The following is a 22,316-nucleotide window of genomic DNA, read 5'->3' on the forward strand; positions in this document are numbered from 1 at the left end:
CGTGCTCGTTGTTCAGTTTTCAAGGAGCAAGCTTTGTTGCTTTGCTTGTCGTCGTTTTTAGCGGCGACTTTTATATACTATCATATCCGCACCGCTTATTGCAAGATGTATATCTTGGAAAATTCCAACCTCTTGCGAAACGGTGCTGCCGCGCCGCTCGATTTCATCGATTCGTTTCGGAACAGCGAAAAATAATTTATCACACATTAAAGTTCAGGTCAACCTTTTTGCGGCTTGAAAAATTCCCCAAATGAAAAGCCCGGCCGAAACCGGGACTTATCTGCTTTTTCGGTTGAGTGCATACCTCGATAAATCTTTAGGCGATGCCAGACGGGCGTACATTCGGAAAATAACTTTATAACGGCTTTCTATTGCAGTTTTCATATCCGGATCGATCCGGCTGTCTTTTAAGTCCAATAGCATTTCGTCCAGTTCTTTGCGCAGCACGTAATCGAGCTCCCGGCATTCCCGATCCGAGAACAATATCCCTAGCATCTTCTGTTCCAGCCCCCTCAAAAAGCATATCCTAGATGTGCATAAGTTCAGGACCACGGCACGTTTGAGCATAATCGTTTTACTGTTATGCACAACTTTTGCCATTTTTATAATGTCCTTCCGAGGGGAAAATGAGCCCAAACAATGTTCTTACGAAAAAAAGCCCGGAGTCAACAAGGACTCCGAGCTTATCCGCGCACAAGCCAAAACGTGACGGTGCTTTCAATAAACGCAGCCGCAAGCAAAGCGAAAAACAGAAACGCGGTCAAGCGTCCGAGCGATTTATGAAACCTCTTCAGCTCCCCTGATTCGTCGCCGCTTCGGCCGCGTAACGCCCCAACGAGCTCCCGCAAAATCAAAGTCCCATACCGCATGCCGAAAGCGGCTGCTATGACGATCGCCGTTATTTCAAGCACGCCGTGCGGAAGAATTCCCCGCACGAATAACGATCCCACATGCAAGCCGTTATCGGCCGCTGCGGAAAATACATATCCGATCAACAGCCCGTTAATCGCCAGCATGATCACAGGAATGATTCCGAATAACGCTCCCAAAAACACGACGGCCAACGCCTTCAAAAAATTGTTGAAAAATATGAACAAGAACATCCACACCTGCGAATTGTTCATCCGATCCAGCCGTTCCACCAAGTCCCGCATCGAGTCGGCCTGCCCGACCAGATACGGATCCAGAACGTCCGTAGCGTATCCTACCGCCACCCCCGCCAAAAACAATGTCGCTGCAAAAAAGATGTAGCCTTTGATTTTTGCCATGTCGGCGATCAGCTCTCTTACACCGTTCATTTGGTTATTGCACCCCTTTTAGTAAAAAAATCAATCATTCATTCCGAGTCCTTGTACAAAAATCATACGCATAACTTGTCTCCCCCCGCATAAACATGTACAAGAAACAAGCCCGCGAGGCGGCGCCCGAACTGGGACGAAGAAGGAGGACGTAACAGTGAATTCATTCTATGTTTTCAACGGCAAAAGGCTAAAGCAATACTTCATCATGTTCCTTGCCGCATTGTTTACCGTCGGCGTCATTTATACGGAACGCGACAATATTACCGTGTTCCAGGAGGAGAAAGCAGACCCCTCAGCCATCTTTACCGTAAATACGAGCAAAAAAATGCTCGCTCTGACCTTCGATATCTCTTGGGGGGACAAGCGTGCCGAGCCGATCATTGAAGTGCTGCAGGAGAAAGGAGTCAAAAAAGCGACGTTCTTCCTTTCCGCCCCCTGGAGCGAAAGCCATCCGGAAATCGTAAAAAAAATTAAAGACGCAGGCTACGAAATCGGCAGCCACGGCTATAAGCATATGAATTACAGCGAGCTGAAGGATGATGAAATCCGCAAGCAAATCCGTATGGCGGACGGCATTTTAACCGAGGTGACGGGCCAGCGTCCGAAGCTGCTTCGCCTGCCGAACGGCGATTTCGACAAGCGAGTGCTCAAAATTGCGGATGAGCTTGGCTATCGAACCATTCAATGGGGAACGGACTCGCTTGATTGGGAAAACCCCGGCGTTGAAACGATCGTTAACCGGGTCTTGTCCGGAGCTCATCCGGGAGACATCGTTCTGCTGCACGCCAGCGACTCCGCAAAGGAAACGCATAAGGCGCTGCCGGAAATTATCGATAAGCTGCGTGCGAAGGGCTACGACTTTGCAACCGTTACCGAGCTGATCGAAGGCGCTGAAGCGAAAGGCGCCAAAGCGGAAGAAAAGAAGCCCGCCGCTCCCGCTTCGCCGAAAAAGTAACCGTTGCTTTCGGCGGCTAATCAGGCGGGGCGTTAATGAACCGGCAAGCCAAGGCGTACCGAAACTACGCTTGGTTTGCCGGTTCCTTCGTCGACGGGCCGAGCAGCTTATGCAGCTTCATAATTTGCCACACATTGGACGCATACAACGGAGCAATCATAAGCACTGTGCCGTAAGGATTATATTGCCGCAGCGCGGGTACGGACTCGAGCAGCGTAACCGCCGTAAGAAAAAACAGCGTCGGCACGAACGATTGCTTGTTCGTTTGCTTTACCTTTAAGCGGACGAACGGAAGCGATACGATTAAAATGATGACGGGCACCAGGATATAAGAAAGCAGCGATTCCCCTTCCCTTACCCGGAGAATGGCGGAATAATACGATACGACGACAATGAGAAACACTTGAATATAGCTCCACAGCAGCCTGGAGCGGATGATGCCTTGAGCAAAGTAATTCATCGTCAAATACGCAAAAAATCCGAGATGGCTGAATGCTCCCAGCAGCGCCCCGACGATTACGGTGCCGATCAGATTGTAACCGAAGCCCTCGAACCCGATCTGTACCGGATTATAGGACGGATCCGCGAATTGAACCGCCAATCCCACGATCAAAGAAACAACGATTCCTATTCCTACCGTCGTAGTAAATAAATAAGTCCATTTTGCCAAATTCATTTCTATGACCCCTTCGAATGAAAGCTCGCGCGGAACATTCGGGCGAATCGATCCATGCCTCCATCATTGTAACAACCCCCGTCAAAAAAAGCCAACGCCTCCGGTTCATAAAGCGACCTTCTCCCGCAAACACTAATGCCAAATTCCAAGCAAAGGGGCGTCGGCATGAAGCACATAAGATTGCAGATGCTTGCAACGGTCGCAGCGCTTACGTTTCTTACCTCTTGCTCAACATCGGAGCCGGTGCAGCAATTGGATTACAGCGCGGTAAAATCGATGGTCGTCGACATTCTGAAGACGGAGGACGGTCAAAAGGCGATTGGAGAAGCGACTCTGCGATCGTCCTCAGTGGACTCCACCCAACTGAGGATTTTGCAGACCGGCGAAGGCCAAAAGCTGCAGATGGCCGTTAAGGAGATCTTGTCGGACCCGGCCTACGCGCTTCCGTTGAAAGAAATGATGGTCGACCCGAAGTTTGCCGGGGACTTTGCCAAGGCACTGCGAACGGAAATGAAGGATATTAACAAGGCGCTGATCAAAGACCCGGAATATCAACAAGCACTAATTGATGTCATGAAGGATCCCCAGATTAAACAAATGATTCTCGAGACAATGAAAGGCAGCGAATATCGGAAGCAAATGATGACCGTCATGAAGGAATCGTTTGACAATCCGCTGTTCAAAGCCGACATACTCAAATTGATGGAGAAGGCGCTAGAGGAGCAGTCCAAGCCGAAGAAGGACAAGGAAAAGGCAACCGGAACCGAGACCGAGACGGAATAAAAAAAGAACGGCAAAGCCCGGCATGATTCTGCCGGGCTTTCGTATGCGGTAATACGGTACGAGACGCCTGTTTAAGCTTTCGCGATCACTTTATCGGCCAGCTCCAAGTAAAGCTTGCCGGTCGGGCTGTTTTCTTTGTAAATGGAAGGCGAATAGTCCGGCTCCGAAGGATGGTTGTCCGGCGCGCCCAGCGGAACCTGCAGCAGCAGCTCGGTATGCAGCTCTTCGGCGAGCTTCGCGCCGCCCCCGCGGCCGAAGACGTAATCCCGCTGCCCGTCTCCTCGCTCGTACCACGACATGTTCTCTACGATGCCGAGAATTTCGTGGTTCGTATGCAAGGCCATCGCCCCTGCGCGCGCAGCGACGAATGCTGCCGTGGCATGCGGCGTCGTCACAAGAATTTCCTTGCTGTGCGGAATCATCTGATGAACGTCAAGTGCAACATCGCCCGTGCCCGGCGGCAAGTCCAGAATAACGTAATCGAGCTCGCCCCATTCGATTTCGTTGAAGAAGTTCCGCAGCATCTTCCCGAGCATCGGCCCCCTCCAGATGACTGGCGCGTTATCCTCGACGAAGAAGCCCATCGAGATGACCTTCACGCCGTGTCTTTCAACGGGTTTGACAACGTTGTTCTCCACGGCGGGGCGATCCTCGATGCCCATCATATCGGGCACGCTGAAGCCGTAGATGTCGGCGTCGACAAGGCCGACACGCTTTCCTCGGCGGGCGATGGCTACGGCAAGGTTCACCGATACCGTCGATTTGCCGACGCCGCCTTTGCCGCTCGCAACGGCGATAATCGCCGGGCCGTTGTCGGCATCCAACAGCGATCGGACGCTCTTCTTCGGAGCGGCTTGTGCCTGTGCCGCCTGCAGCTTCTTCGTGATTTCGGCGCGGTCGAAATCGGACGCCTCTTTCGCGCGAATATGTATTTCGCCCGCACCCGCTTCGGTAAGCGCCTCGCGCACCGCTTGCTCCATCTCGCGTCTCGCCTCAGCGCTGTCGGTCATGAACAGCAGCGTCAGCGATACGCCGGTTTCCTTTGCCATTACGTCACGAATCAGACCTAAATCGAATAAACTCTGCCCCGTGCCCGGGTCTTGAATGGCGCGGAGAGCGTTGATTGCTTCATCTCTTGTTATCACAGCGGATCCACCTCACGAAAGTATGGTCATGCTTACATTAGCATAATTTCTTTCGCGACTCCAATCCTTACCGAACAAGAAATCACGGCGCGGGGTGCTCCCCGTCTCCGCCCTCGTCGATACCGATGGACGGCGTATCTTCTTTCTCTACCGGCATACCGCTGTTTTCCATGTCCTCCACCGTTTTTTGTCCGGAAATTTTTTCGCCCGACGCGTATCTTAGAAAGCCTCTGTAGATTGCTGCGGCCATTTTTTTCTGATAATCCGGGTTTCCGAGCTTTGCCGCTTCCTCCGGATTGGACAAAAAACCTACCTCAATAAGCGCCGATGGAACTTTCGATTGATCCATCAAATAAATGTTGCGTATTCGCTTGGCGCGGCGGTCCGTATTGATAACGTTGTTCTTGATTTCGTCTTGAATGAATAACGCGAGTCTTTTGTTATCTTCATGGTTGTTCGTGTAGAACGTCTGGGGTCCGTACCACCGGGAGGATGGAATCGCATTCAAGTGAATGGACAGAAACGAGCTGGCCCCCGATTCCGCGACCAGCTTCTCGCGCGCCTTCAAATCATAGGTCTTTCGCTTGCTGTATCCCTTTAAGCCCTCCGGAGCCAAATCCGTATCGGTCTCGCGCGTCATCACGACAACGGCGCCCGCCTGCTGCAGGTAATCGCGCAAATAAAGGCTTATGGCAAGCGTAATATCTTTCTCCACCAATCCGCTGCGTGAGTTGGCACCGCCGTCGGGACCGCCGTGGCCCGGGTCGAGCGCAATGATTTTGCCGGAGAGCGGCAGCGTCCAGTATGTCCAAGTTTTATCGGCCGGAAGCTGATTCGTAAACACGTACACAAGAAGCGCCGCCATTAGGGCGGTAGTAATAATTTTTGTTTTTGCCGCACCGGTTATCCATATGACGATCCGCTTTCGTTTCTTCATAACAAAAAACCACCCTGTCCATAGAATCGTTACCTCATCTATATGGGACAGGGTGGACAAATATTACTCGTTTGCGGTTGTAACGGCGTTCTCCGCCATACCTTCAATCAGCACGCGCGCAACCTCGGGACGAGTAAATTCCGGCGGCGGGCATTCGCCGTTTCGCAGCAGCGCCCGCACCTTCGTGCCGGACAGATGCAGATGGTCGCTCTTGTCGTGGGGGCACGTTTTGCTTGAGGCCATGTTGCCGCATTTCGTACAGAAGAAGCTATGCTCGAAGAACAGAGGCGTAATGCCGAGCTCCTCCGCGGTAAAGTTGCTGAAAATTTGCTGCGCTTCATAAGTTCCGTAATAATCGCCTACTCCCGCGTGATCGCGGCCGACGATAAAATGAGTGCAGCCGTAATTTTTACGCACCATGGCGTGGAAAATCGCTTCCCGCGGTCCCGCATAGCGCATCGCCGCCGGAAATACGCCGAGGTGAACGCGATCCTTCGGGTAATAGTTTTCCAGCAGCACGAGATAGCTGCGCATGCGCACTTCGGCCGAAATATCGTCCGACTTCGTCTCGCCTACGAGCGGGTTCAGGAACAAGCCGTCGACGATCTCCAGCGCGCTCTTCTGAATATATTCATGCGCACGGTGCACCGGATTTCGGGTTTGAAAGCCGACAATCGTACGCCAGCCCTTCTCTGCGAACAAGGCTCTCGTTTGCACCGGGTCGAAATAAAACTGCTGAAACTTATCGCGCTTCGGGCGGTTCAGCACCGTAACGGCTCCGCCGACATATGCGTTAGACCGCTCGAGCAGCTTTGCAACGCCCGGATGCGCGGGATCGTCGGTCTTAAACACGTTCACCGCCTCTTCCTTGCGGTCGATCCGGTATTTGTCCTCAACGTCGAGAATCGCATAGACGATGCCGTCGCCGGCGCCCGTTAAAGCCACCTTCTCTCCGATCAGCAGTTCCTCGAACGTCTTGTCTTCAACGGCCAGCGTTACCGGGATGCTCCAGACCGTTCCGTCCGAGAGGCGCATCCGATCGAGCACCGAACGGTAATCTTTCTCCTTCAGAAATCCGGTCAGCGGCGAGAAGGCGCCTACAGCAATGCAATCGATATCGGAGAGCGTCCAAGCGTTCACCGGCAGCTTCCGCAGCGATGCGGCCAGATTCAGCAGGTCTTCCCGCTCTTGGCCTTCGGCCAGCCTGTTAATCAACACGCCGCCGTGAGGTTGAATCGTCGACATACCCTTATCTCCTCTCCTATGTGTGCTTTCGTTTATTTGTGCAGTCCGCACTCGGTCTTATCCGTATTCGCCCAACGCCCTGCCCGCGGGTCTTCACCGGGAGCTACCGGACGCGTGCAATGCTCGCAGCCGATGCTTGGATAGTTCCGATCATGCAGCGGGTTATACGGAACATTATGTTCGCGAATGTAATTCCATACATCCTCCGATGTCCAGCTGGCCAGCGGATTGAATTTTACAAGACCGAACTTTGTATCGTATTCGACTTTCTTTGCGTTTGCCCGTGTGGGAGCCTGGTCACGCCGAATTCCCGTGATCCATGCGTCATATTTGCCGAGAATTTCAACAAGCGGCTCCACCTTCCGGATGTTGCAGCACTTGTTCGGATCCGACTTCCACAGCTCATCTCCATGCTGGGCGGCTTGCTGCTCCGGCGTAAGCTTCGGCTTCACTTGCACGAACGTAATGTTATACTTTTCGCTCAGCTTGTCTCTTGTCTCGTAAGTTTCTTTGAAGTGGAAGTCCGTGTCCAAATAAAAAATGTCCGTCCTCGGGCTCACCTTTTGGAGCAGATCAACGAGTACGACATCCTCCGCGCCGAAGCTGCATGCAAGCGTAATGGACGGGAACGTTTCGGTCGCCCACTTCAACAAAGCTTCAGGACTTTCGTTCTCGAATCGCTCCGCCGCTTCCGTAATGATGCGCTCTTTCTCAATCAAGTTCATCATGTATACCTCCTCAATCTTAATTCCTAGTATTTCGCTATGTTTTTACGGATAACTTTATTATAGGTGGTTCCCGATTTTTGTCAATCGGCGTTTGGGCTACTAACTATAACTATTCGTATAACTTTGTTCGGGTGCACGATTATCACTTTCAATCTGCAGAACCGACTTACATTAAGGTGGACCTATCAAATTCGGATAGCTGGCGAATCGCCAACGGACATGGATGCAGTTATTCGGCGTTTTACATGAAGTTCGCAGTTTTAACGGACACCATCGCAGCTATTGCCTCGAAATTACAGGGATAAGCTTCAAAAATCGAGGTTTAGCGTCCGTGGTGTCCGTTAGCGGTATTACAGCGGGCAAATTGGGGATATAACGTTTGTGGTGTCCGATAGCGCCGCGGGGGCAGCGAGAAGGAGTATCCCCGCACACAAGCAAACCCTTGCGGCCGAATGGCCCACAAGGGTTTGCTTGTTCGTTGATAAGCGTTCGATTAGCGCTTCGAGAATTGCGGAGCGCGACGAGCAGCTTTCAAGCCGTATTTCTTACGTTCCTTCATGCGCGGATCGCGTGTAAGGAATCCTGCGCGCTTCAGCGGGGAACGGAATTCCGGATCTGCTTTCAGCAATGCGCGGGAAATGCCGTGGCGGATTGCGCCGGCTTGACCGGAGATGCCGCCGCCGGAAGCGATGACGATAACGTCGTACTTGCCGAGCGTATCGGTCAAATCAAGCGGTTGCTTTACGATCAGCTTGAGTGTTTCCAAGCCGAAATATTCGTCAATACCGCGGTGGTTGATGACAATTTTGCCTTCGCCCGGAACAAGACGTACGCGGGCTACGGAATGTTTACGACGACCTGTGCCATAATATTGGAATTGTGCCATTTGTCGAATCTCCTCCTACCTTAACCGCGCAACTCGTACACTTGCGGGTTTTGTGCGGCATGCGGATGTTCGCTGCCGGCGTACACTTTCAACTTCGTCTTCAAACGATCGCCGAGCTTATTCTTCGGAAGCATGCCGTGAACGGCAATCTCGATCATACGCTCCGGCTTTGTCTGCAGCATTACGTGAGCAGGCGTTACTTTCAAGCCGCCCATGTAACCGGAATGACGGTAGTAATTCTTTTGTTGCATCTTCTTGCCTGTCAACACAATCTTCTCAGCGTTGATTACAACGACGAAATCCCCGGTGTCAACGTGCGGAGTGAACTCCGGCTTATTTTTGCCGCGAATCAATGCCGCGACTTCGCTCGCTAAACGTCCAAGCGTCTTGCCGTCAGCGTCAACAAGGTGCCACTTGCGCTCAACCTCGTTCGGCTTGGCCATATACGTAGTACGCATCGAGAATCCTCCTTAATCAATGACCATCTATATGTTCGTGTCAATTTGCCGATTCGCTACAAATCGGCAAAGCCATGTTCTGTGATTGGATATTGCGGTTCATCTTTCGGCTTCTATGGAAGTGCTTTGCCGGGGCTGTGGGAGAGCTGACAAAAGCGAAGCCATAGACCATAATACAACATATCCTGGCGTATAGCAAGTAAAGTTTTTCGTATTTCAGGGCTCATAGCCCACTTCCCAAAGCGTAAGCCCATGCGCTTTAGCGGTCGGTCCCGCTTGCGTTCTGTCCCGTGCATCCAGTATGCGTCGCACATCGGATGCATCCAGCTTGCCTTCCCCGACGGCAATCAGCGTGCCGGCAATAATTCTCACCATATTGTAAAGAAAGCCGTTCCCTGTCAAGAAAATTCGGATGATACCGGCTCCGGGCGCATTCTTCATGCCCGGGACGTCCTCACGAACGATACGCGCTTCATATATGGTTCGAACCCGCGATTCCGATTCGCTTCGAATGTTGCAGAACGATGTGAAGTCGTGCTCTCCGATCAAAGCGGGAAGCGCCTTCTCCATCGCGGCTACATCCAATGGACCCGGATGGTGAAACTGCGTAAACCGCTGAAATACGTCCATGTAGCGATTTCCGTTAATCGTGTAGCAGTAAGTTTTGCGCTTGGCCGATTTGCGTGCATGAAAATCCGGCGGCGCTTCCACAGCGTCCCAGACGATGATATCTCCCGGAAGATGAGCGTTAAGCGCTTGACACCAGCGTTCAATAGGAATAGCCGATTCGGTCAAAAAGTTCACTGTTTGACCGGCCGCATGGACACCTGCGTCCGTTCTTCCGGAGCCGATGACCGTCGTCTGTACGCCCGTAACGGCTTGAACGGCCGCCTCCAGCCTGCTCTGGATCGTATCCTTATCCGGTTGGACTTGAAACCCGCTATAGGCGGTACCGTCATAGCTGACGGTCAGACGAACGTTGCGCATCATCCACTTCTTCCCATACTTTAGCCTACAAAAAAAGGGCTCGGTGGAATCCGGCAGATTCCGTCCGCCCTTCTCTCGTAAAGCTTTGGTCAAACGGGAGGTTACCGCCCGGAACGGACGGCGCCCGTTTGCCGAATGAACAGTTCAGGCGATAACCCGCTGGATGAACCGGGGGTATTCGTGCCTGAACCGTCCAAGAAATTACGCTTCCGCGCGGTCAACAAGCTCCAAGAACACCATCGGTGCGGAATCGCCGCGGCGGGGACCCAATTTCAAGATCCGTGTGTAACCGCCCGGACGTTCAGCATAGCGAGGCGCCAATTCGGAGAACAGCTTCTGAATCGCGTCTTTGCCGTCTTGTGCTTCCTCACGGCGCACAAATGCAGCTACTTGACGACGAGCGTGAAGATCGCCGCGCTTTGCAAGCGTGATGAGCTTCTCAGCAATGGAGCGTACTTCCTTCGCTTTCGCTTCCGTCGTTTGGATGCGCTCATAAATGAACAAATCCGTCACCAAGTCGCGGAACAACGCTTTACGGGAGCTGGAGTCGCGGCTCAACTTAGAATATGCCGTCATGGAAAGTTCCCTCCTTCATTCTAGATTGTTAAAACGGTTATTCTAGCCGGAGGGCCGGAAAAGGTTCGATCAGTCTTCTTTACGGAGACCGAGTCCAAGCTCTTCAAGCTTCTCCTGCACTTCTTCAAGCGATTTGCGTCCGAGATTCCGAACTTTCATCATATCTTCTTCCGATTTCGTAATGAGCTCTTGAACCGTATTGATGCCGGCACGCTTCAAGCAGTTGTACGAGCGGACGGAAAGATCGAGTTCTTCGATCGTCATCTCGAGCACTTTTTCTTTCTTGTCTTCTTCTTTTTCGACCATGATCTCGGCATCCTTCGCCTCATCGGTCAAACCGACGAAGAGATAAAGATGTTCGGTCAATATTTTTGCGCCCAAGCTTACGGCTTCTTCAGGTCGGATACTGCCATCAGTCCAGACTTCGAGTGTCAGCTTGTCATAGTTGGTCACTTGACCGACGCGTGTATTCTCTACACTGTAGTTAACGCGGGTAATGGGCGTATAGATCGAATCTACCGGGATGACGCCGATCGGTTGGTCATCGTTTTTGTTCTTATCTGCAGGCACGTACCCGCGGCCGCGCTGCGCTTGAATGCGCATATGCAGCCGGGCGTCAGAGGACAACGTAGCGATATGCAAATCAGGATTCAGAATTTCTACGTCACTGTCGGCGCGAATGTCGCCTGCAGTAACAACTCCTTCACCTTCAGCGTCGATTTCGAGTATCTTTTCTTCGTCCGAGTGGATTTTAAGCGAAAGACCCTTCAAGTTCAAAATGATCTCCGTTACATCCTCTATTACGCCAGGGACGGTAGAAAACTCGTGAAGAACGCCGTCGATTTGCACACTCGTCACAGCAGCGCCTGGGAGCGACGAAAGCAGGATCCGGCGCAGCGAATTACCGAGCGTCGTTCCGTATCCTCGTTCAAGCGGCTCTACGACGAATTTGCCGTAGGTTCCGTCCTCTTTTACTTGTACGGTTTCGATCTTCGGCTTTTCGATTTCGATCATCGATCAATACCCTCCTTAAACGTCGCATAAGCTCAAATTAAAAAAGTGAAAAACCGTAGTATGCCTATCCTACACAACCATTATTCACATGTGCGGGATAATTATACCACTCCATGAGCCTTACTTACACGCGACGACGCTTAGGCGGGCGGCAACCGTTGTGCGGGATCGGCGTCACGTCTTTGATCAGGTTTACTTCAAGCCCTGCAGCTTGCAGCGAACGGATTGCAGCTTCGCGACCCGCGCCCGGACCTTTAACCATGACTTCCACACTCTTCAGACCGTGTTCCATAGCTGCTTTAGCAGCAGTTTCGGCTGCCATCTGAGCTGCGAACGGCGTGCTCTTACGCGAGCCGCGGAAGCCGAGGCCGCCGGAGCTTGCCCAAGAAAGTGCGTTCCCATGCGGGTCAGTAATCGTAACGATCGTATTGTTGAACGTAGAGCGAATGTGCGCTACGCCGGATTCGATATTTTTCCGATCGCGGCGTTTCGTACGAACCGCTTTCTTAGCGGGTTTAGCCATTGTACGTTATCCCCCCTTATTATTTCTTCTTATTAGCTACAGTCCGACGAGGACCTTTACGTGTACGAGCATTCGTTTTCGTCCGTTGACCGCGAACAGGTAATCCGCGGCGGTGACGAAGACCGCGATACGAACCGATCTCGATCAAGCGCTTGATGTTGAGGGAGATCTCTCTGCGAAGATCGCCTTCCACCTTAACGTTCTTGTCGATTTGGTCGCGAAGACGGCTTACTTCATCCTCGGTCAAGTCTCTAACGCGAGTGTTAGGGTTGACGTCGGTTGCAGCCAGAATCTTCTGAGCGGTAGTTTTGCCGATACCATAAATGTACTGCAACGCGATCTCGACGCGCTTATCGCGAGGTAAGTCTACACCAGCAATACGTGCCATAGGTTAGCGGAGCACCTCCTTAGCCTTGTTTTTGTTTGTGTTTCGGGTTTTCGCAAATGACCATCACGTTGCCTTTGCGGCGGATGACTTTGCATTTTTCACAAATCGGTTTAACCGAAGGTCTTACTTTCATTGGGATTACCTCCTCAAAAACGTGTTACGGAGGCGAATCATTTGCGGTACGTAATTCGCCCTCTCGTCAAATCGTACGGGGAAAGTTGAATCACGACCTTGTCTCCCGTCAAGATCCGAATAAAGTGCATACGCAGCTTACCCGAGACGTGGGCGAGAATTTGGTGCCCGTTCTCCAACTCGACGCGAAACATGGCGTTCGGCAACGGCTCGATAACCGTGCCTTCGACTTCAATTACATCTTCCTTAGCCATTCCTTGTCTCCTTTCCAATAGCTTCGGCAGGATAGCTTTCCAGAAATTTTAGAAGCGCAAACCGGAGCTTGCCGTTAGTGACCTTACCGGTTTCCTGCAAACTGCTTGCAACCTCGGAGCTGACGAATTCCGTAAGTTCGAGGTGCATGACGTTTTTCTTCTTGGGATGGTCGAACTTTCGCTTGTCGCCGTCTGCGATCAGGACGAACCTTTCGTCAATGACGCCGACGATGACGGCAAAGCTTTCTTGGTCTTTGCCGCGAAGCGTTCTGACTACTTGCCCCAGCTTCGGTTCCATAGGAGAAACCACGCGCATCACCTGAACGTTAACTTATCGTCGAGATCTCGAACGTCGAGAAGCCTGCAGCTTCCGCAACTTTCTGTTTGGCATGAGAAATGGTATACAACCTGGCGCCCGGCTTCGCCGAATCGCCGTGAAAACCTTCGAGCTGCAATTCCTCGTTAACCGAAGTGCATATACTGGAAGGAAAGCCGTTATAGCCAGTAAAAGATGGCACAGCCCCTCGGCTGCGGATATAAGAATCGGCAATCGAATCGAGTTCCGCCGTCTTCACGCCGAGCTCCGTTCGAGACTTGCAAATGATCATCTACGCACGGCCTCGCAGCACGTTAAAGAGTTCTGCGGTCACTTCGTCGATCTCCCGCTCGCCGTTCAATTCTCGCAGCAAACCTTTTTGCCGGTAATAATCGAGGAGCGGAGCCGTCTTGTTGATATATTCGTCCAGTCGGGTGCCGACTTTCTCTTCCGTGTCGTCGGATCGCTGATACAGCTCTCCTCCGTCTTTATCGCAGACGCCTTCTTTCGCCGGCGGGTTGAAGAGGACGTGGTACGTCGCTCCGCAAGTCCGGCAAATGCGGCGGCCCGTCAACCGGGCAAGCAATAAATCACGGTCTACCTTCAAATCCACAACGTGGTCGATCGTTCTCCCCATCGAAGCGAGGATGTCGTCCAGCGCCTCCGCTTGGGAGATCGTGCGCGGAAAGCCGTCGAGCATGAAGCCCTTCTTGCAATCCTCCTGCTGAAGCCGCTCGCGCACAATGCCGATCGTAATGTCGTCAGGCACCAGCAATCCGGCGTCGACGAATTTTTTCGCTTCCACGCCCAGCGGAGTGCCTTCCTTCATTGCGGCGCGAAACGCGTCTCCCGTGGAGATGTGCGGAATCTTGAATTCCGTCACGATGCGTTCCGCTTGCGTTCCTTTGCCTGCCCCCGGGGGGCCTATGAGAATCAAGTTCAAGTGCGCTTGCCTCCCTTTGGCGTTCGGTGCGATTAGCGATTGATGAACCCTTTGTAGTGCCTCTTGATCAAATGGCTCTCAATCTGCTTCATCGTTTCCAATCCAACGCCGACTACGATGAGCAAGCTCGTACCGCCGACCGTAACAGTGTTGGGCAATCCTGCCATTTTACCGAAAAATACCGGCATGATGGAGATGATCGCCAAGAAGAATGCACCGAACAATGTGATGCGAGAAATGACTTTCGTCAAATACTTCGTTGTCGTTTGTCCCGGACGAATGCCCGGAATGTATCCGCCGTTCTTCTTCATGTTATCCGCCATTTGGACCGGGTTAATCTGCACGAACGTGTAGAAGAACGTAAACCCGATAATGAGCAAAACGTACAATACCATGCCGAGCGGCGCGGTGTAGTACGTGTTATCGATGATCCAACGAGCTACCGGATGGGTGCTGAAGAAGCTGGCGATCGTGTACGGGAACAAGAGCAGCGACAAGGCAAAGATGACCGGGATAACCCCTGCAGCGTTGACCTTGAGCGGAATATGCGTCGATTGTCCGCCGTACATCTTTCTTCCGACAACACGCTTAGCGTATTGAACCGGAATTTTGCGAACACCTTGCTGAACAAAAATGACGCCGACCACAATCGCAATGACAACAAGCGCGATGAGGAGGATCTTCAGAATGTTCAAGAACAAGGCGCTTTCGGACGTGTCCGTAAAGAGCGTTTGGTTGATTTGCTGCATAGCCGTAGGGATGTTGGCGACAATACCGGCGAAGATCAGGATCGAAATCCCGTTGCCGATTCCCTTCTCGGTGATTTGCTCGCCGAGCCACATCAGGAACGCCGTACCTGCGGTCAACACAATCGCGATCAAAGTAAACGTCGTAAAGCTCGTATCAAGAACAAGTCCCGGGAACAAATTGTTAAACCCGATGGACAATCCGTATGCTTGAACGAGACCGAGGACGACGGTACCGTAGCGAGTGATTTGCGCCAGCTTACGCTTGCCGACCTCGCCTTCCTTTGCCCACTGCGTAAATCTCGGAACTACGTCCATGGACAAGAGCTGCACAATGATCGATGCCGTAATGTAAGGCATAATCCCCATCGCGAAGATGGAGAACTGGAACAAAGCACCGCCGGAAAACGTGTTGATTAGCCCGAACACGCCTTGCGAATTTTGAACGTCCGCCGCTTTGAGCGCGTCGATGTTAATGTTCGGGACCGGAATGAATGCGCCGAGACGATAAATAATAAGGATCCCAAGCGTAAACAATATCCGGTTCCGGAGCTCGCTAATCTTCCAGATGTTCTGAACGGTCTTTATCATTAGATCACCTCGGCGGTACCGCCTGCAGCACTAATTTTCTCGGCCGCGGATTTGGAGAATTTGTGAGCCTTAATCGTGAGCTTCACTTTCAACTCGCCTTCGCCAAGCACTTTAACGCCGGCAAGCGGGTTGCCAATGATTCCGGACTCCAGAAGAAGCTCAGGAGTAACCTCCGTACCGTCGGCAAAAGCGTTCAACTTGTCAAGGTTCACAATTGCATACTCTTTGCGGAACGGGTTATTGAAACCGCGTTTCGGCAAACGGCGATACAACGGGTTTTGACCGCCTTCGAATCCGGGACGTACACCGCCACCGGAGCGTGCGTTTTGACCCTTGTGACCTTTTCCTGACGTTTTACCCAAGCCGCTTCCGGTACCGCGTCCTACACGCTTTCTTGCCTTTTGGCGCGCACCAGGTGCCGGTTGCAATTCGTGGATTTTCATCGTCGCACCTCCTTTGAATTGTTCCGAACAAACATCATATTTGTAAATTACTCGACTTCTTTAACATCTACCAAGTGTATCACTTTGTTGACCATTCCGCGAATGGCCGGATTGTCTTGTTGCACAACCGTCTGGTGCAGCTTGCGCAAGCCAAGCGTCCGGACCGTAACGCGTTGGTCTTCCGGGCGACCGATCAAGCTGCGCTTGAGGGTGATTTGCAGTTTCGCCACGAACGTCCCCTCCTCGTTATCGTAGTAATTCTTCTACTGTTTTGCCGCGAAGCTTAGCGACGTCTTCCGCACGCTTCAAGCGGGACAAGCCCTCTAACGTTGCGTTAACCATGTTGATGGAGTTCGAAGAGCCGAGAGACTTCGTCAAAATATCGCCAACACCCGCGAGTTCCAATACTGCGCGAACCGGGCCGCCGGCGATAACGCCCGTACCTTCGGAAGCCGGCTTCAGAAGCACTTGGCCTGCGCCGAACTTGCCTACGACAAGGTGCGGAATCGATGTTCCGACGAGCGGTACTTTAACAAGATTTTTCTTCGCATCTTCGATGCCTTTGCGAATCGCTTCCGGAACTTCGGCCGCTTTGCCGATGCCCGCGCCGACGTGTCCTTGTCCGTCGCCTACGACTACAAGCGCGCTGAAGCTGAAGCGGCGTCCGCCTTTAACGACCTTAGCGACACGATTGATGTTGACGACCTTCTCTGTCAACTCGCCTACTTGGGATAAATCTATGCGCAAGTGGTAACCCTCCTTGTTTGTAAGATTAGAAATCTAAACCGGCTTCGCGTGCTGCGTCCGCGAGCGCTTGAATGCGTCCGTGGTACAAATAGCCGCCGCGGTCGAATACGACATTCTTCAAGCCGTTCTCTTGTGCGCGCTTTGCGATCAACTCGCCGACTTTACGAGCCGCTTCCACATTGCCGCCGTTCCCGATTCCGTCCAATTCTTTGTCGAGAGTCGATGCGGATGCAAGCGTTACGCCTTTCACGTCGTCGATAATTTGCGCGTAAATATGCTTGGAAGAACGGAACACGTTCAAACGGGGACGCTCAGCTGTACCCGTAATTTTCTTACGCACGCGAAAATGGCGCACTTTACGTGTTTTATTCTTATCGCTTTTTGTAATCATGGGCTGTAATCCTCCCCTCCAGCGTGATCGATGCCGATTAAGCGGCATCCTTATTCAACAAGCCTGCTGGCTTAAGATTACTTCTTCTTACCGCCGGCTTTACCTTCTTTACGAATAATGCGCTCGTTTTCGTACTTGATGCCTTTGCCTTTGTACGGCTCCGGCTCGCGAACGGCGCGGATTTTGGCTGCATATGCGCCAACGAGTTCTTTATCGATGCCTTTCACAACAATTCTATTGTTGGCAGGAACTTCGAACTCGACGCCTTTTTCCGGAACGATTTCTACCGGGTGAGAGTAACCTACGTTCAAAACAAGCTTATCGCCGGTTTTGTTCGCACGGTAACCTACGCCCACAAGCTCAAGGTTTTTAGCATAACCTTCCGTTACGCCGACAACCATGTTTGCGATGACGCTGCGAGTCGTTCCGTGAAGGGAACGGTGGAGCTTGTGTTCGGAAGGACGTTCAACCGTCACTTCGTTCTCCGCAACGTTAATTTTCATATCTTTGTGCAATTCGCGAGTAAGCGTTCCTTTCGGGCCTTTAACCGTAATCGTACGGTCGTCAAGCGTTACGTTTACTCCGCCTGGAATTGCAATCGGTTTGCGTCCAATACGAGACATTGTTCGTTACACCTCCGTTTCTTGTCCTGATGAATTACCAAACGTATGCAATTACTTCGCCGCCGGACTTGGACTGGCGAGCTTCTTTATCGGTCATGACGCCTTTGGACGTCGAGATGATCGCGATACCCAAACCGCCCAATACGCGGGGCAATTCGGTGGACTTCGCATATACGCGCAAGCCGGGCTTGCTGATGCGCTTGAGTCCCGTGATAACGCGCTCGTTGTTCGCACCGTATTTTAAGAACAAGCGGATGATCCCCTGCTTGTTGTCCTCAACATATTCAGCATCACGAACGAAGCCTTCGCGCTTCAAGATTTCCGCGATTTCGCGCTTCATCTTGGAAGCCGGAATTTCCACTGTCTCGTGGCGAACCGTGTTTGCGTTACGGATGCGTGTAAGCATATCTGCAATCGGATCGGACATAACCATGAAAAACGTACCTCCTTCCCTAGATCGGGTATATTACCAGCTAGCTTTTTTCACGCCGGGAATTTGTCCTTTATAAGCCAACTCGCGGAAGCAAATACGGCAAATATGGAATTTCCGCAATACTGAGTGCGGGCGTCCGCAGCGTTCACAACGCGTATATGCCTGTACTTTAAACTTCGGTTTCCGCTGTTGCTTGATTTTCATCGAAGTTTTTGCCACGTGTGTGGGTCACCTCCGTCAAATTTGTGTTTCACGTGCTATTGGATTTAGAAATCAGATTGAGTTACTTCTTAGCATCTCTTCCTGATTTCGCAACAGAACCTTCCGCTAATCGCGGTCTGTCTTCCTCGAATTGCTTCGATGAAGGTTCTGTTACTTCGTAAACGGCATTCCCATTTGACCGAGCAATTCGCGCGCTTCTTCGTCCGTATTGGCCGTCGTTACGATAACGATGTCCATACCGCGAACTTTGTCGACTTTGTCGTACTCGACTTCCGGGAAGATCAATTGTTCTTTCAAACCGAGCGTATAGTTGCCGCGGCCGTCGAACGCCTTCGTCGATACGCCGTGGAAGTCACGAACGCGCGGAAGAGCGATGTTGAACAATTTATCGAGGAAATAGAACATGCGCTCGCCGCGAAGCGTTACTTTCACGCCGATCGGCATGCCTTCGCGAAGCTTAAAGCCCGCGATCGATTTTTTCGCCCGAGTGATGACCGGCTTCTGACCTGCGATCAGCTGCATGTCTTCTACCGCTGCGTCAAGCACCTTGGAGTTGCCTACCGCATCGCCGACACCCATGTTGATGACGACTTTCTCGATTCTCGGAACCTGCATTACGGATTTATAGTTGAACTTCTGCATCAGAGCAGGAGTAACTTCGTTCTGGAACCGTTCTTTCAATCTTGCTGCCATGTAAGGATTGCCCTCCTTCCTGCGGGAAATTATTTGTCGATCGCTTCGCCGGAGCGCTTCGCGATACGAACTTTTTTGCCGTTATCAAGCACTTTGTAACCGATACGAGTCGGCTTTCCGCTCTTCGGATCGATGTGCATGACGTTCGATACGTGGATCGGAGCCTCTTGCTCGATAATTCCGCCTTGCGGATTATTTTGGTTCGGCTTCGTATGCTTCTTCACCATATTAACGCCTTCCACAAGCACGCGGTTTTCACGCGGGTAGGCGGCGATAATGCGGCCCTTCTTGCCTTTATCTTTGCCCGTGATGACAAGCACCGTATCGTCTTTCTTCACGTGCAGCTTGTTGTTGTGGTCTTCTTTAACCTTTTTCAATCTTGGCATGTTACCTCTTACACCTCCGTCTGACCGAAGTGAGTGTGTTTCGATCTATTAGATTACCTCTGGAGCCAAGGATACGATCTTCATGAAGTCGCGGTCGCGAAGCTCGCGAGCTACCGGTCCGAAGATACGCGTTCCGCGCGGGCTCTTATCTTCCTTAACGATAACGGCTGCGTTCTCGTCGAACGAGATGTACGAACCGTCTTTACGGCGTGCGCCGCGGCGCGTACGAACGATTACCGCTTTAACAACGTCACCCTTTTTGACAACGCCGCCTGGTGTTGCTTCTTTCACGGAGCAAACGATCAGGTCGCCGATGTTAGCCGAACGACGGCCGGTGCCTCCCAATACGCGGATGCACATCAGTTCTTTCGCGCCGGAGTTGTCGGCAACTCTCAATCGTGTAAACGGTTGGATCATGGTTGTGGCCTCCTTTCGCTACCTATAAACCGCACTTAACGGAAAAATGGTTAAACGATAACCGCTTTTTCAACAATTTCAACGAGTCTCCAACGCTTGTCTTTAGACAACGGGCGAGTTTCCATAATGCGGACCGTATCGCCGATTTTCGCTTCGTTGTTCTCGTCGTGCGCCTTAAATTTCTTCGTGTATTTAATGCGCTTATGGTACAGCTCGTGTTTTTTATACGTTTCGACCGCAACTACGATCGTTTTGTCCATTTTGTCGCTGACTACCTTGCCGATTTGCTCCTTGCGAAGGTTACGTTCAGTCATCGAATGGCTGCCTCCTCTCGATTAAGATCCAATCCCGAGTTCACGCTCACGCAGTACCGTTTTGGCACGCGCGATCTCTTTACGCACTTCACGAATCCGGGTGGGGTTATCCAATTGGCCGGTCGCCAGTTGAAAGCGGAGGTTGAATAGCTCTTCTTTGAAACCAGCTACTTTTTGTTCGATTTCGGCAGTGGTCAAATTACGAAGTTCAATTGCTTTCATTTGCTTCACCACCCATTTCTTCGCGCTTCACAAACTTCGTCTTGATCGGGAGCTTGTGAGCAGCGAGTCTCATTGCTTCGCGGGCAACTTCTTCGCTTACGCCGGCGAGTTCGAACAGGATTTTGCCCGGCTTAACAACGGATACCCACTTCTCTACGTTACCTTTACCGCTACCCATCCGCACTTCCAAAGGCTTCTGAGTGATCGGCTTAGAAGGGAAAATTTTGATCCAAACTTTACCGCCCCGCTTAATGTAACGGGTCATGGCGATACGAGCAGCTTCGATTTGGCGGTTGGTTACCCATGCCGGCTCAAGAGCCTGCAGACCGTATTCGCCGAATGCGACTTCCGTGCCGCCTTTTGCGTTGCCTTTCATTTTGCCGCGATGCTCTTTGCGGTGTTTTACGCGTTTAGGCAATAACATGGGTTATTCCACTCCTTCCTTCTTCGCTTTCCGCGTCGGAAGAACTTCACCGCGGTAGATCCACACTTTAACGCCGATGCGGCCGTAAGTCGTGTGTGCTTCCGCTGTGCCGTAGTCGATGTCCGCACGCAATGTGTGCAGAGGAACCGTTCCTTCGCTGTAGCCTTCGGAGCGTGCGATTTCCGCGCCGCCGAGACGTCCGCTGACAGCAGTCTTGATTCCTTTCGCACCCGAACGCATTGTACGTTGAATGGCTTGCTTCAACGCACGACGGAACGATACGCGGCGCTCAAGCTGTTGAGCGATCGATTCTGCAACAAGCGTTGCATCGAGTTCCGGGTTCTTCACTTCGGAAATGTTGATGTGTACTTTCTTATCCGTCATCTTCGCGATGTAACCGCGAAGCACTTCTACTTCTGCGCCGCCTTTACCGATTACCATACCAGGCTTCGCTGTATGGATCGTTACGTTCACGCGGTTTGCCGCGCGCTCGATATCGATTCGGGATACTGCGCTGTCTTTCAATTTATTTTTCAGATATTCGCGGATTTTAACGTCTTCCATCAGTAATTTGCCGAAGTCCTTGTCGGCATACCATTTGGATTCCCAATCGCGAATGATGCCTACTCGAAGTCCTACCGGGCTAACCTTTTGACCCACACGTGTCCCTCCTTATAGTCAAAATTATTTCTCAGCTACCGCCAGCGTAATGTGGCTCGTGCGCTTGAAGATCGAGAATGCGCGGCCTTGCGCGTGCGGCTGGAATCGCTTCATGGTCGGACCCTCGTTCACGTACAGCTGGGTAATGACCAATTTATCCGGGTCCATGGAATAGTTGTGCTCTGCATTGGCAATCGCCGAGTTCAGCAATTTCTCCAAGATCGGAGATGCCGAGCGCGGAGTGTGACGAAGAATCGAGATCGCTTCGCCGACCTTCTTGCCGCGAATCAAATCCGCTACGAGACGCGCTTTACGAGGCGCAATGCGCACATAGGAAAGATGAGCTTTCGCTTCCACGGGTAATACCTCCCCTCGGGTTAACGTCTTGTGTGCTTCTAATCGAGCCGCCAATCATAGGGAAAACGATCCGCATGGCGCATCCTTTTCCCGCTTTCTGGATTAGCGCTTCGTCTTCTTGTCGTCGTCCGTATGACCTTTATACGTACGAGTCGGCGCGAATTCGCCAAGCTTGTGGCCTACCATATCTTCCGTTACATAAACCGGAACATGCTTGCGGCCGTCGTAGACGCCGAACGTGTGTCCGATGAACTGCGGGAAGATGGTAGAACGGCGAGACCAGGTTTTTACTACAACCTTCTTGTTCGTCGCGTTCAGTTCTTCAACTTTCTTCATCAGGTGACCGTCTACAAACGGTCCCTTCTTTAAGCTGCGGCCCATGGATTATCCTCCCTTCGCT

At 51.9% G+C, this 22,316-nt stretch carries 38 protein-coding genes and 1 pseudogene; 3 read left to right on the forward strand and 36 right to left on the reverse strand.

Going from position 1 to position 22,316, the window contains the following annotated elements; translation table 11 throughout:
- A partial coding sequence (locus tag PT964_RS20315; RefSeq protein WP_274365187.1) for a hypothetical protein occupies positions 1-195 on the forward strand: 195 nt, incomplete at its 5' end.
- A gap of 81 nt (positions 196-276) precedes the next feature.
- Here PT964_RS20315 and PT964_RS20320 read toward each other — a convergent pair.
- Together PT964_RS20320 and PT964_RS20325 are read right to left on the reverse strand one after the other, a co-directional pair.
- Positions 277-495, reverse strand: coding sequence for a hypothetical protein (locus PT964_RS20320; RefSeq protein WP_274365188.1), 219 nt, complete (start codon positions 493-495; stop codon positions 277-279).
- 188 nt (positions 496-683) lie between these two features.
- A complete protein-coding gene (locus PT964_RS20325; protein WP_274365189.1) occupies positions 684-1,298 on the reverse strand; it encodes a stage II sporulation protein M in 615 nt (204 codons plus the stop codon).
- A 157-nt stretch (positions 1,299-1,455) separates the two neighbouring features.
- On the opposite strand from PT964_RS20325, the gene pdaB reads away from it, so the two are divergent.
- On the forward strand, positions 1,456-2,256 hold the full coding sequence (gene pdaB / locus PT964_RS20330; protein ID WP_274365190.1) for a polysaccharide deacetylase family sporulation protein PdaB: 801 nt from the start codon (positions 1,456-1,458) through the stop codon (positions 2,254-2,256).
- Between the two features lie 64 nt (positions 2,257-2,320).
- On the opposite strand, the gene PT964_RS20335 is transcribed toward pdaB, so the two are convergent.
- Positions 2,321-2,932 (reverse strand): KinB-signaling pathway activation protein, encoded by a 612-nt coding sequence (locus PT964_RS20335; RefSeq protein WP_274365191.1) that lies wholly within the window; start codon positions 2,930-2,932, stop codon positions 2,321-2,323.
- 165 nt (positions 2,933-3,097) lie between these two features.
- Between PT964_RS20335 and gerD the strand changes: the two genes are divergently transcribed.
- The gene (gerD, locus tag PT964_RS20340) at positions 3,098-3,715 is read left to right on the forward strand and encodes a spore germination lipoprotein GerD (protein ID WP_274365192.1); all 618 of its coding nucleotides are present in this window, start codon (positions 3,098-3,100) and stop codon (positions 3,713-3,715) included.
- 71 nt (positions 3,716-3,786) lie between these two features.
- On the opposite strand, the gene PT964_RS20345 is transcribed toward gerD, so the two are convergent.
- The 33 genes and pseudogenes from PT964_RS20345 to rpsS all read right to left on the reverse strand — a co-directional run bounded on the left by PT964_RS20345 (position 3,787) and on the right by rpsS (position 22,297).
- Complete coding sequence (locus PT964_RS20345; RefSeq protein ID WP_274365193.1) at positions 3,787-4,860, reverse strand: Mrp/NBP35 family ATP-binding protein; 1,074 nt, start codon at positions 4,858-4,860, stop codon at positions 3,787-3,789.
- 82 nt (positions 4,861-4,942) lie between these two features.
- A complete protein-coding gene (gene cwlD, locus PT964_RS20350) occupies positions 4,943-5,797 on the reverse strand; it encodes an N-acetylmuramoyl-L-alanine amidase CwlD (protein WP_274365194.1) in 855 nt (284 codons plus the stop codon).
- Positions 5,798-5,860: 63 nt separating this feature from the next.
- Positions 5,861-7,042 (reverse strand): sulfate adenylyltransferase, encoded by a 1,182-nt coding sequence (gene sat, locus PT964_RS20355; RefSeq protein WP_274365195.1) that lies wholly within the window; start codon positions 7,040-7,042, stop codon positions 5,861-5,863.
- A gap of 32 nt (positions 7,043-7,074) precedes the next feature.
- On the reverse strand, positions 7,075-7,767 hold the full coding sequence (locus PT964_RS20360; RefSeq protein WP_274365254.1) for a phosphoadenylyl-sulfate reductase: 693 nt from the start codon (positions 7,765-7,767) through the stop codon (positions 7,075-7,077).
- Between the two features lie 496 nt (positions 7,768-8,263).
- Positions 8,264-8,656 carry a 30S ribosomal protein S9 gene (rpsI, locus tag PT964_RS20365; RefSeq protein WP_274365196.1) on the reverse strand — a complete coding sequence of 131 codons (393 nt, stop codon included), beginning with the start codon at positions 8,654-8,656 and terminating at the stop codon, positions 8,264-8,266.
- A gap of 20 nt (positions 8,657-8,676) precedes the next feature.
- The gene (gene rplM, locus PT964_RS20370) at positions 8,677-9,114 is read right to left on the reverse strand and encodes a 50S ribosomal protein L13 (RefSeq protein WP_274365197.1); all 438 of its coding nucleotides are present in this window, start codon (positions 9,112-9,114) and stop codon (positions 8,677-8,679) included.
- 216 nt (positions 9,115-9,330) lie between these two features.
- Positions 9,331-10,101, reverse strand: coding sequence for a tRNA pseudouridine(38-40) synthase TruA (truA, locus tag PT964_RS20375; protein ID WP_274365255.1), 771 nt, complete (start codon positions 10,099-10,101; stop codon positions 9,331-9,333).
- A 201-nt stretch (positions 10,102-10,302) separates the two neighbouring features.
- Positions 10,303-10,677: a 50S ribosomal protein L17 gene (rplQ, locus tag PT964_RS20380; protein WP_274365198.1), complete on the reverse strand. Its 375-nt coding sequence runs from the start codon at positions 10,675-10,677 to the stop codon at positions 10,303-10,305.
- Positions 10,678-10,746: 69 nt separating this feature from the next.
- Positions 10,747-11,691, reverse strand: coding sequence for a DNA-directed RNA polymerase subunit alpha (locus PT964_RS20385; RefSeq protein WP_274365199.1), 945 nt, complete (start codon positions 11,689-11,691; stop codon positions 10,747-10,749).
- 124 nt (positions 11,692-11,815) lie between these two features.
- The gene (gene rpsK / locus PT964_RS20390) at positions 11,816-12,214 is read right to left on the reverse strand and encodes a 30S ribosomal protein S11 (RefSeq protein ID WP_274365200.1); all 399 of its coding nucleotides are present in this window, start codon (positions 12,212-12,214) and stop codon (positions 11,816-11,818) included.
- Between the two features lie 19 nt (positions 12,215-12,233).
- Positions 12,234-12,602, reverse strand: a complete 369-nt coding sequence (gene rpsM, locus PT964_RS20395; RefSeq protein WP_274365201.1) for a 30S ribosomal protein S13 — start codon at positions 12,600-12,602, stop codon at positions 12,234-12,236.
- Between the two features lie 19 nt (positions 12,603-12,621).
- Positions 12,622-12,735 carry a 50S ribosomal protein L36 gene (gene rpmJ, locus PT964_RS20400; protein ID WP_003333770.1) on the reverse strand — a complete coding sequence of 38 codons (114 nt, stop codon included), beginning with the start codon at positions 12,733-12,735 and terminating at the stop codon, positions 12,622-12,624.
- 37 nt (positions 12,736-12,772) lie between these two features.
- Positions 12,773-12,988 carry a translation initiation factor IF-1 gene (gene infA / locus PT964_RS20405; protein WP_015253312.1) on the reverse strand — a complete coding sequence of 72 codons (216 nt, stop codon included), beginning with the start codon at positions 12,986-12,988 and terminating at the stop codon, positions 12,773-12,775.
- Positions 12,981-13,286: a KOW domain-containing RNA-binding protein gene (locus PT964_RS20410; protein WP_274365202.1), complete on the reverse strand. Its 306-nt coding sequence runs from the start codon at positions 13,284-13,286 to the stop codon at positions 12,981-12,983. The genes infA and PT964_RS20410 overlap by 8 nt, the downstream gene beginning before the upstream one ends.
- A gap of 55 nt (positions 13,287-13,341) precedes the next feature.
- A pseudogene (locus PT964_RS20415) lies at positions 13,342-13,596 on the reverse strand (type I methionyl aminopeptidase); the annotation flags it as partial.
- On the reverse strand, positions 13,597-14,247 hold the full coding sequence (locus PT964_RS20420) for an adenylate kinase (protein ID WP_274365203.1): 651 nt from the start codon (positions 14,245-14,247) through the stop codon (positions 13,597-13,599).
- Between the two features lie 32 nt (positions 14,248-14,279).
- Complete coding sequence (gene secY, locus PT964_RS20425; RefSeq protein WP_274365204.1) at positions 14,280-15,584, reverse strand: preprotein translocase subunit SecY; 1,305 nt, start codon at positions 15,582-15,584, stop codon at positions 14,280-14,282.
- A complete protein-coding gene (gene rplO, locus PT964_RS20430) occupies positions 15,584-16,027 on the reverse strand; it encodes a 50S ribosomal protein L15 (RefSeq protein WP_274365205.1) in 444 nt (147 codons plus the stop codon). Before rplO ends, secY begins: the two co-directional genes overlap by 1 nt.
- A gap of 47 nt (positions 16,028-16,074) precedes the next feature.
- Entirely contained in the window at positions 16,075-16,257 is a 183-nt protein-coding gene (gene rpmD / locus PT964_RS20435) for a 50S ribosomal protein L30 (protein WP_274365206.1), read from the reverse strand.
- Positions 16,258-16,273: 16 nt separating this feature from the next.
- Positions 16,274-16,774 (reverse strand): 30S ribosomal protein S5, encoded by a 501-nt coding sequence (rpsE, locus tag PT964_RS20440; protein WP_274365207.1) that lies wholly within the window; start codon positions 16,772-16,774, stop codon positions 16,274-16,276.
- Between the two features lie 25 nt (positions 16,775-16,799).
- The gene (rplR, locus tag PT964_RS20445) at positions 16,800-17,165 is read right to left on the reverse strand and encodes a 50S ribosomal protein L18 (RefSeq protein WP_274365208.1); all 366 of its coding nucleotides are present in this window, start codon (positions 17,163-17,165) and stop codon (positions 16,800-16,802) included.
- A gap of 77 nt (positions 17,166-17,242) precedes the next feature.
- Positions 17,243-17,788: a 50S ribosomal protein L6 gene (rplF, locus tag PT964_RS20450; RefSeq protein ID WP_274365209.1), complete on the reverse strand. Its 546-nt coding sequence runs from the start codon at positions 17,786-17,788 to the stop codon at positions 17,243-17,245.
- Between the two features lie 34 nt (positions 17,789-17,822).
- Positions 17,823-18,221: a 30S ribosomal protein S8 gene (rpsH, locus tag PT964_RS20455; protein WP_274365210.1), complete on the reverse strand. Its 399-nt coding sequence runs from the start codon at positions 18,219-18,221 to the stop codon at positions 17,823-17,825.
- Positions 18,222-18,254: 33 nt separating this feature from the next.
- A complete protein-coding gene (locus PT964_RS20460) occupies positions 18,255-18,440 on the reverse strand; it encodes a type Z 30S ribosomal protein S14 (protein WP_199616546.1) in 186 nt (61 codons plus the stop codon).
- A 153-nt stretch (positions 18,441-18,593) separates the two neighbouring features.
- Positions 18,594-19,136 (reverse strand): 50S ribosomal protein L5, encoded by a 543-nt coding sequence (gene rplE / locus PT964_RS20465; RefSeq protein ID WP_274365211.1) that lies wholly within the window; start codon positions 19,134-19,136, stop codon positions 18,594-18,596.
- Between the two features lie 29 nt (positions 19,137-19,165).
- The gene (gene rplX, locus PT964_RS20470; RefSeq protein ID WP_274365212.1) at positions 19,166-19,522 is read right to left on the reverse strand and encodes a 50S ribosomal protein L24; all 357 of its coding nucleotides are present in this window, start codon (positions 19,520-19,522) and stop codon (positions 19,166-19,168) included.
- A gap of 48 nt (positions 19,523-19,570) precedes the next feature.
- A complete protein-coding gene (gene rplN / locus PT964_RS20475) occupies positions 19,571-19,939 on the reverse strand; it encodes a 50S ribosomal protein L14 (protein WP_274365213.1) in 369 nt (122 codons plus the stop codon).
- A gap of 50 nt (positions 19,940-19,989) precedes the next feature.
- On the reverse strand, positions 19,990-20,253 hold the full coding sequence (gene rpsQ, locus PT964_RS20480) for a 30S ribosomal protein S17 (protein ID WP_274365214.1): 264 nt from the start codon (positions 20,251-20,253) through the stop codon (positions 19,990-19,992).
- A gap of 21 nt (positions 20,254-20,274) precedes the next feature.
- Positions 20,275-20,475 (reverse strand): 50S ribosomal protein L29, encoded by a 201-nt coding sequence (rpmC, locus tag PT964_RS20485; RefSeq protein WP_274365215.1) that lies wholly within the window; start codon positions 20,473-20,475, stop codon positions 20,275-20,277.
- On the reverse strand, positions 20,462-20,899 hold the full coding sequence (gene rplP / locus PT964_RS20490) for a 50S ribosomal protein L16 (RefSeq protein WP_274365216.1): 438 nt from the start codon (positions 20,897-20,899) through the stop codon (positions 20,462-20,464). The genes rpmC and rplP overlap by 14 nt, the downstream gene beginning before the upstream one ends.
- A 3-nt stretch (positions 20,900-20,902) precedes the next feature.
- Positions 20,903-21,559 carry a 30S ribosomal protein S3 gene (gene rpsC, locus PT964_RS20495; RefSeq protein WP_274365217.1) on the reverse strand — a complete coding sequence of 219 codons (657 nt, stop codon included), beginning with the start codon at positions 21,557-21,559 and terminating at the stop codon, positions 20,903-20,905.
- A 24-nt stretch (positions 21,560-21,583) separates the two neighbouring features.
- Positions 21,584-21,916 (reverse strand): 50S ribosomal protein L22, encoded by a 333-nt coding sequence (rplV, locus tag PT964_RS20500; RefSeq protein ID WP_274365218.1) that lies wholly within the window; start codon positions 21,914-21,916, stop codon positions 21,584-21,586.
- A 102-nt stretch (positions 21,917-22,018) separates the two neighbouring features.
- Positions 22,019-22,297 (reverse strand): 30S ribosomal protein S19, encoded by a 279-nt coding sequence (gene rpsS, locus PT964_RS20505; RefSeq protein ID WP_274365219.1) that lies wholly within the window; start codon positions 22,295-22,297, stop codon positions 22,019-22,021.
- Between the last annotated feature and the right edge of the window lie 19 nt (positions 22,298-22,316).

The sequence above is a fragment of the Paenibacillus thermotolerans genome (genome assembly GCF_028745515.1).
Taxonomy (GTDB): domain Bacteria; phylum Bacillota; class Bacilli; order Paenibacillales; family YIM-B00363; genus Paenibacillus_AE; species Paenibacillus_AE thermotolerans.

What these genes read in the sequence shown, in the direction of transcription:
- PT964_RS20320 (WP_274365188.1), bottom strand. Translation starts at nt 495, where the DNA reads ATGCTAGGGATATTGTTCTCGGATCGGGAATGCCGGGAGCTCGATTAC.
- PT964_RS20325 (WP_274365189.1), bottom strand. Translation starts at nt 1,298, where the DNA reads ATGAACGGTGTAAGAGAGCTGATCGCCGACATGGCAAAAATCAAAGGC.
- PT964_RS20335 (WP_274365191.1), bottom strand. Translation starts at nt 2,932, where the DNA reads ATGAATTTGGCAAAATGGACTTATTTATTTACTACGACGGTAGGAATA.
- gerD (WP_274365192.1), top strand. Translation starts at nt 3,098, where the DNA reads ATGAAGCACATAAGATTGCAGATGCTTGCAACGGTCGCAGCGCTTACG.
- cwlD (WP_274365194.1), bottom strand. Translation starts at nt 5,797, where the DNA reads ATGAAGAAACGAAAGCGGATCGTCATATGGATAACCGGTGCGGCAAAA.
- sat (WP_274365195.1), bottom strand. Translation starts at nt 7,042, where the DNA reads ATGTCGACGATTCAACCTCACGGCGGCGTGTTGATTAACAGGCTGGCC.
- PT964_RS20360 (WP_274365254.1), bottom strand. Translation starts at nt 7,767, where the DNA reads ATGAACTTGATTGAGAAAGAGCGCATCATTACGGAAGCGGCGGAGCGA.
- rpsI (WP_274365196.1), bottom strand. Translation starts at nt 8,656, where the DNA reads ATGGCACAATTCCAATATTATGGCACAGGTCGTCGTAAACATTCCGTA.
- rplM (WP_274365197.1), bottom strand. Translation starts at nt 9,114, where the DNA reads ATGCGTACTACGTATATGGCCAAGCCGAACGAGGTTGAGCGCAAGTGG.
- truA (WP_274365255.1), bottom strand. Translation starts at nt 10,101, where the DNA reads ATGCGCAACGTTCGTCTGACCGTCAGCTATGACGGTACCGCCTATAGC.
- rplQ (WP_274365198.1), bottom strand. Translation starts at nt 10,677, where the DNA reads ATGACGGCATATTCTAAGTTGAGCCGCGACTCCAGCTCCCGTAAAGCG.
- PT964_RS20385 (WP_274365199.1), bottom strand. Translation starts at nt 11,691, where the DNA reads ATGATCGAAATCGAAAAGCCGAAGATCGAAACCGTACAAGTAAAAGAG.
- rpsK (WP_274365200.1), bottom strand. Translation starts at nt 12,214, where the DNA reads ATGGCTAAACCCGCTAAGAAAGCGGTTCGTACGAAACGCCGCGATCGG.
- rpsM (WP_274365201.1), bottom strand. Translation starts at nt 12,602, where the DNA reads ATGGCACGTATTGCTGGTGTAGACTTACCTCGCGATAAGCGCGTCGAG.
- rpmJ (WP_003333770.1), bottom strand. Translation starts at nt 12,735, where the DNA reads ATGAAAGTAAGACCTTCGGTTAAACCGATTTGTGAAAAATGCAAAGTC.
- infA (WP_015253312.1), bottom strand. Translation starts at nt 12,988, where the DNA reads ATGGCTAAGGAAGATGTAATTGAAGTCGAAGGCACGGTTATCGAGCCG.
- PT964_RS20410 (WP_274365202.1), bottom strand. Translation starts at nt 13,286, where the DNA reads ATGGAACCGAAGCTGGGGCAAGTAGTCAGAACGCTTCGCGGCAAAGAC.
- secY (WP_274365204.1), bottom strand. Translation starts at nt 15,584, where the DNA reads ATGATAAAGACCGTTCAGAACATCTGGAAGATTAGCGAGCTCCGGAAC.
- rplO (WP_274365205.1), bottom strand. Translation starts at nt 16,027, where the DNA reads ATGAAAATCCACGAATTGCAACCGGCACCTGGTGCGCGCCAAAAGGCA.
- rplR (WP_274365208.1), bottom strand. Translation starts at nt 17,165, where the DNA reads ATGATTACAAAAAGCGATAAGAATAAAACACGTAAAGTGCGCCATTTT.
- rplF (WP_274365209.1), bottom strand. Translation starts at nt 17,788, where the DNA reads ATGTCTCGTATTGGACGCAAACCGATTGCAATTCCAGGCGGAGTAAAC.
- rpsH (WP_274365210.1), bottom strand. Translation starts at nt 18,221, where the DNA reads ATGGTTATGTCCGATCCGATTGCAGATATGCTTACACGCATCCGTAAC.
- rplE (WP_274365211.1), bottom strand. Translation starts at nt 19,136, where the DNA reads ATGGCAGCAAGATTGAAAGAACGGTTCCAGAACGAAGTTACTCCTGCT.
- rplX (WP_274365212.1), bottom strand. Translation starts at nt 19,522, where the DNA reads ATGCCAAGATTGAAAAAGGTTAAAGAAGACCACAACAACAAGCTGCAC.
- rplN (WP_274365213.1), bottom strand. Translation starts at nt 19,939, where the DNA reads ATGATCCAACCGTTTACACGATTGAGAGTTGCCGACAACTCCGGCGCG.
- rpsQ (WP_274365214.1), bottom strand. Translation starts at nt 20,253, where the DNA reads ATGACTGAACGTAACCTTCGCAAGGAGCAAATCGGCAAGGTAGTCAGC.
- rpmC (WP_274365215.1), bottom strand. Translation starts at nt 20,475, where the DNA reads ATGAAAGCAATTGAACTTCGTAATTTGACCACTGCCGAAATCGAACAA.
- rplP (WP_274365216.1), bottom strand. Translation starts at nt 20,899, where the DNA reads ATGTTATTGCCTAAACGCGTAAAACACCGCAAAGAGCATCGCGGCAAA.
- rpsS (WP_274365219.1), bottom strand. Translation starts at nt 22,297, where the DNA reads ATGGGCCGCAGCTTAAAGAAGGGACCGTTTGTAGACGGTCACCTGATG.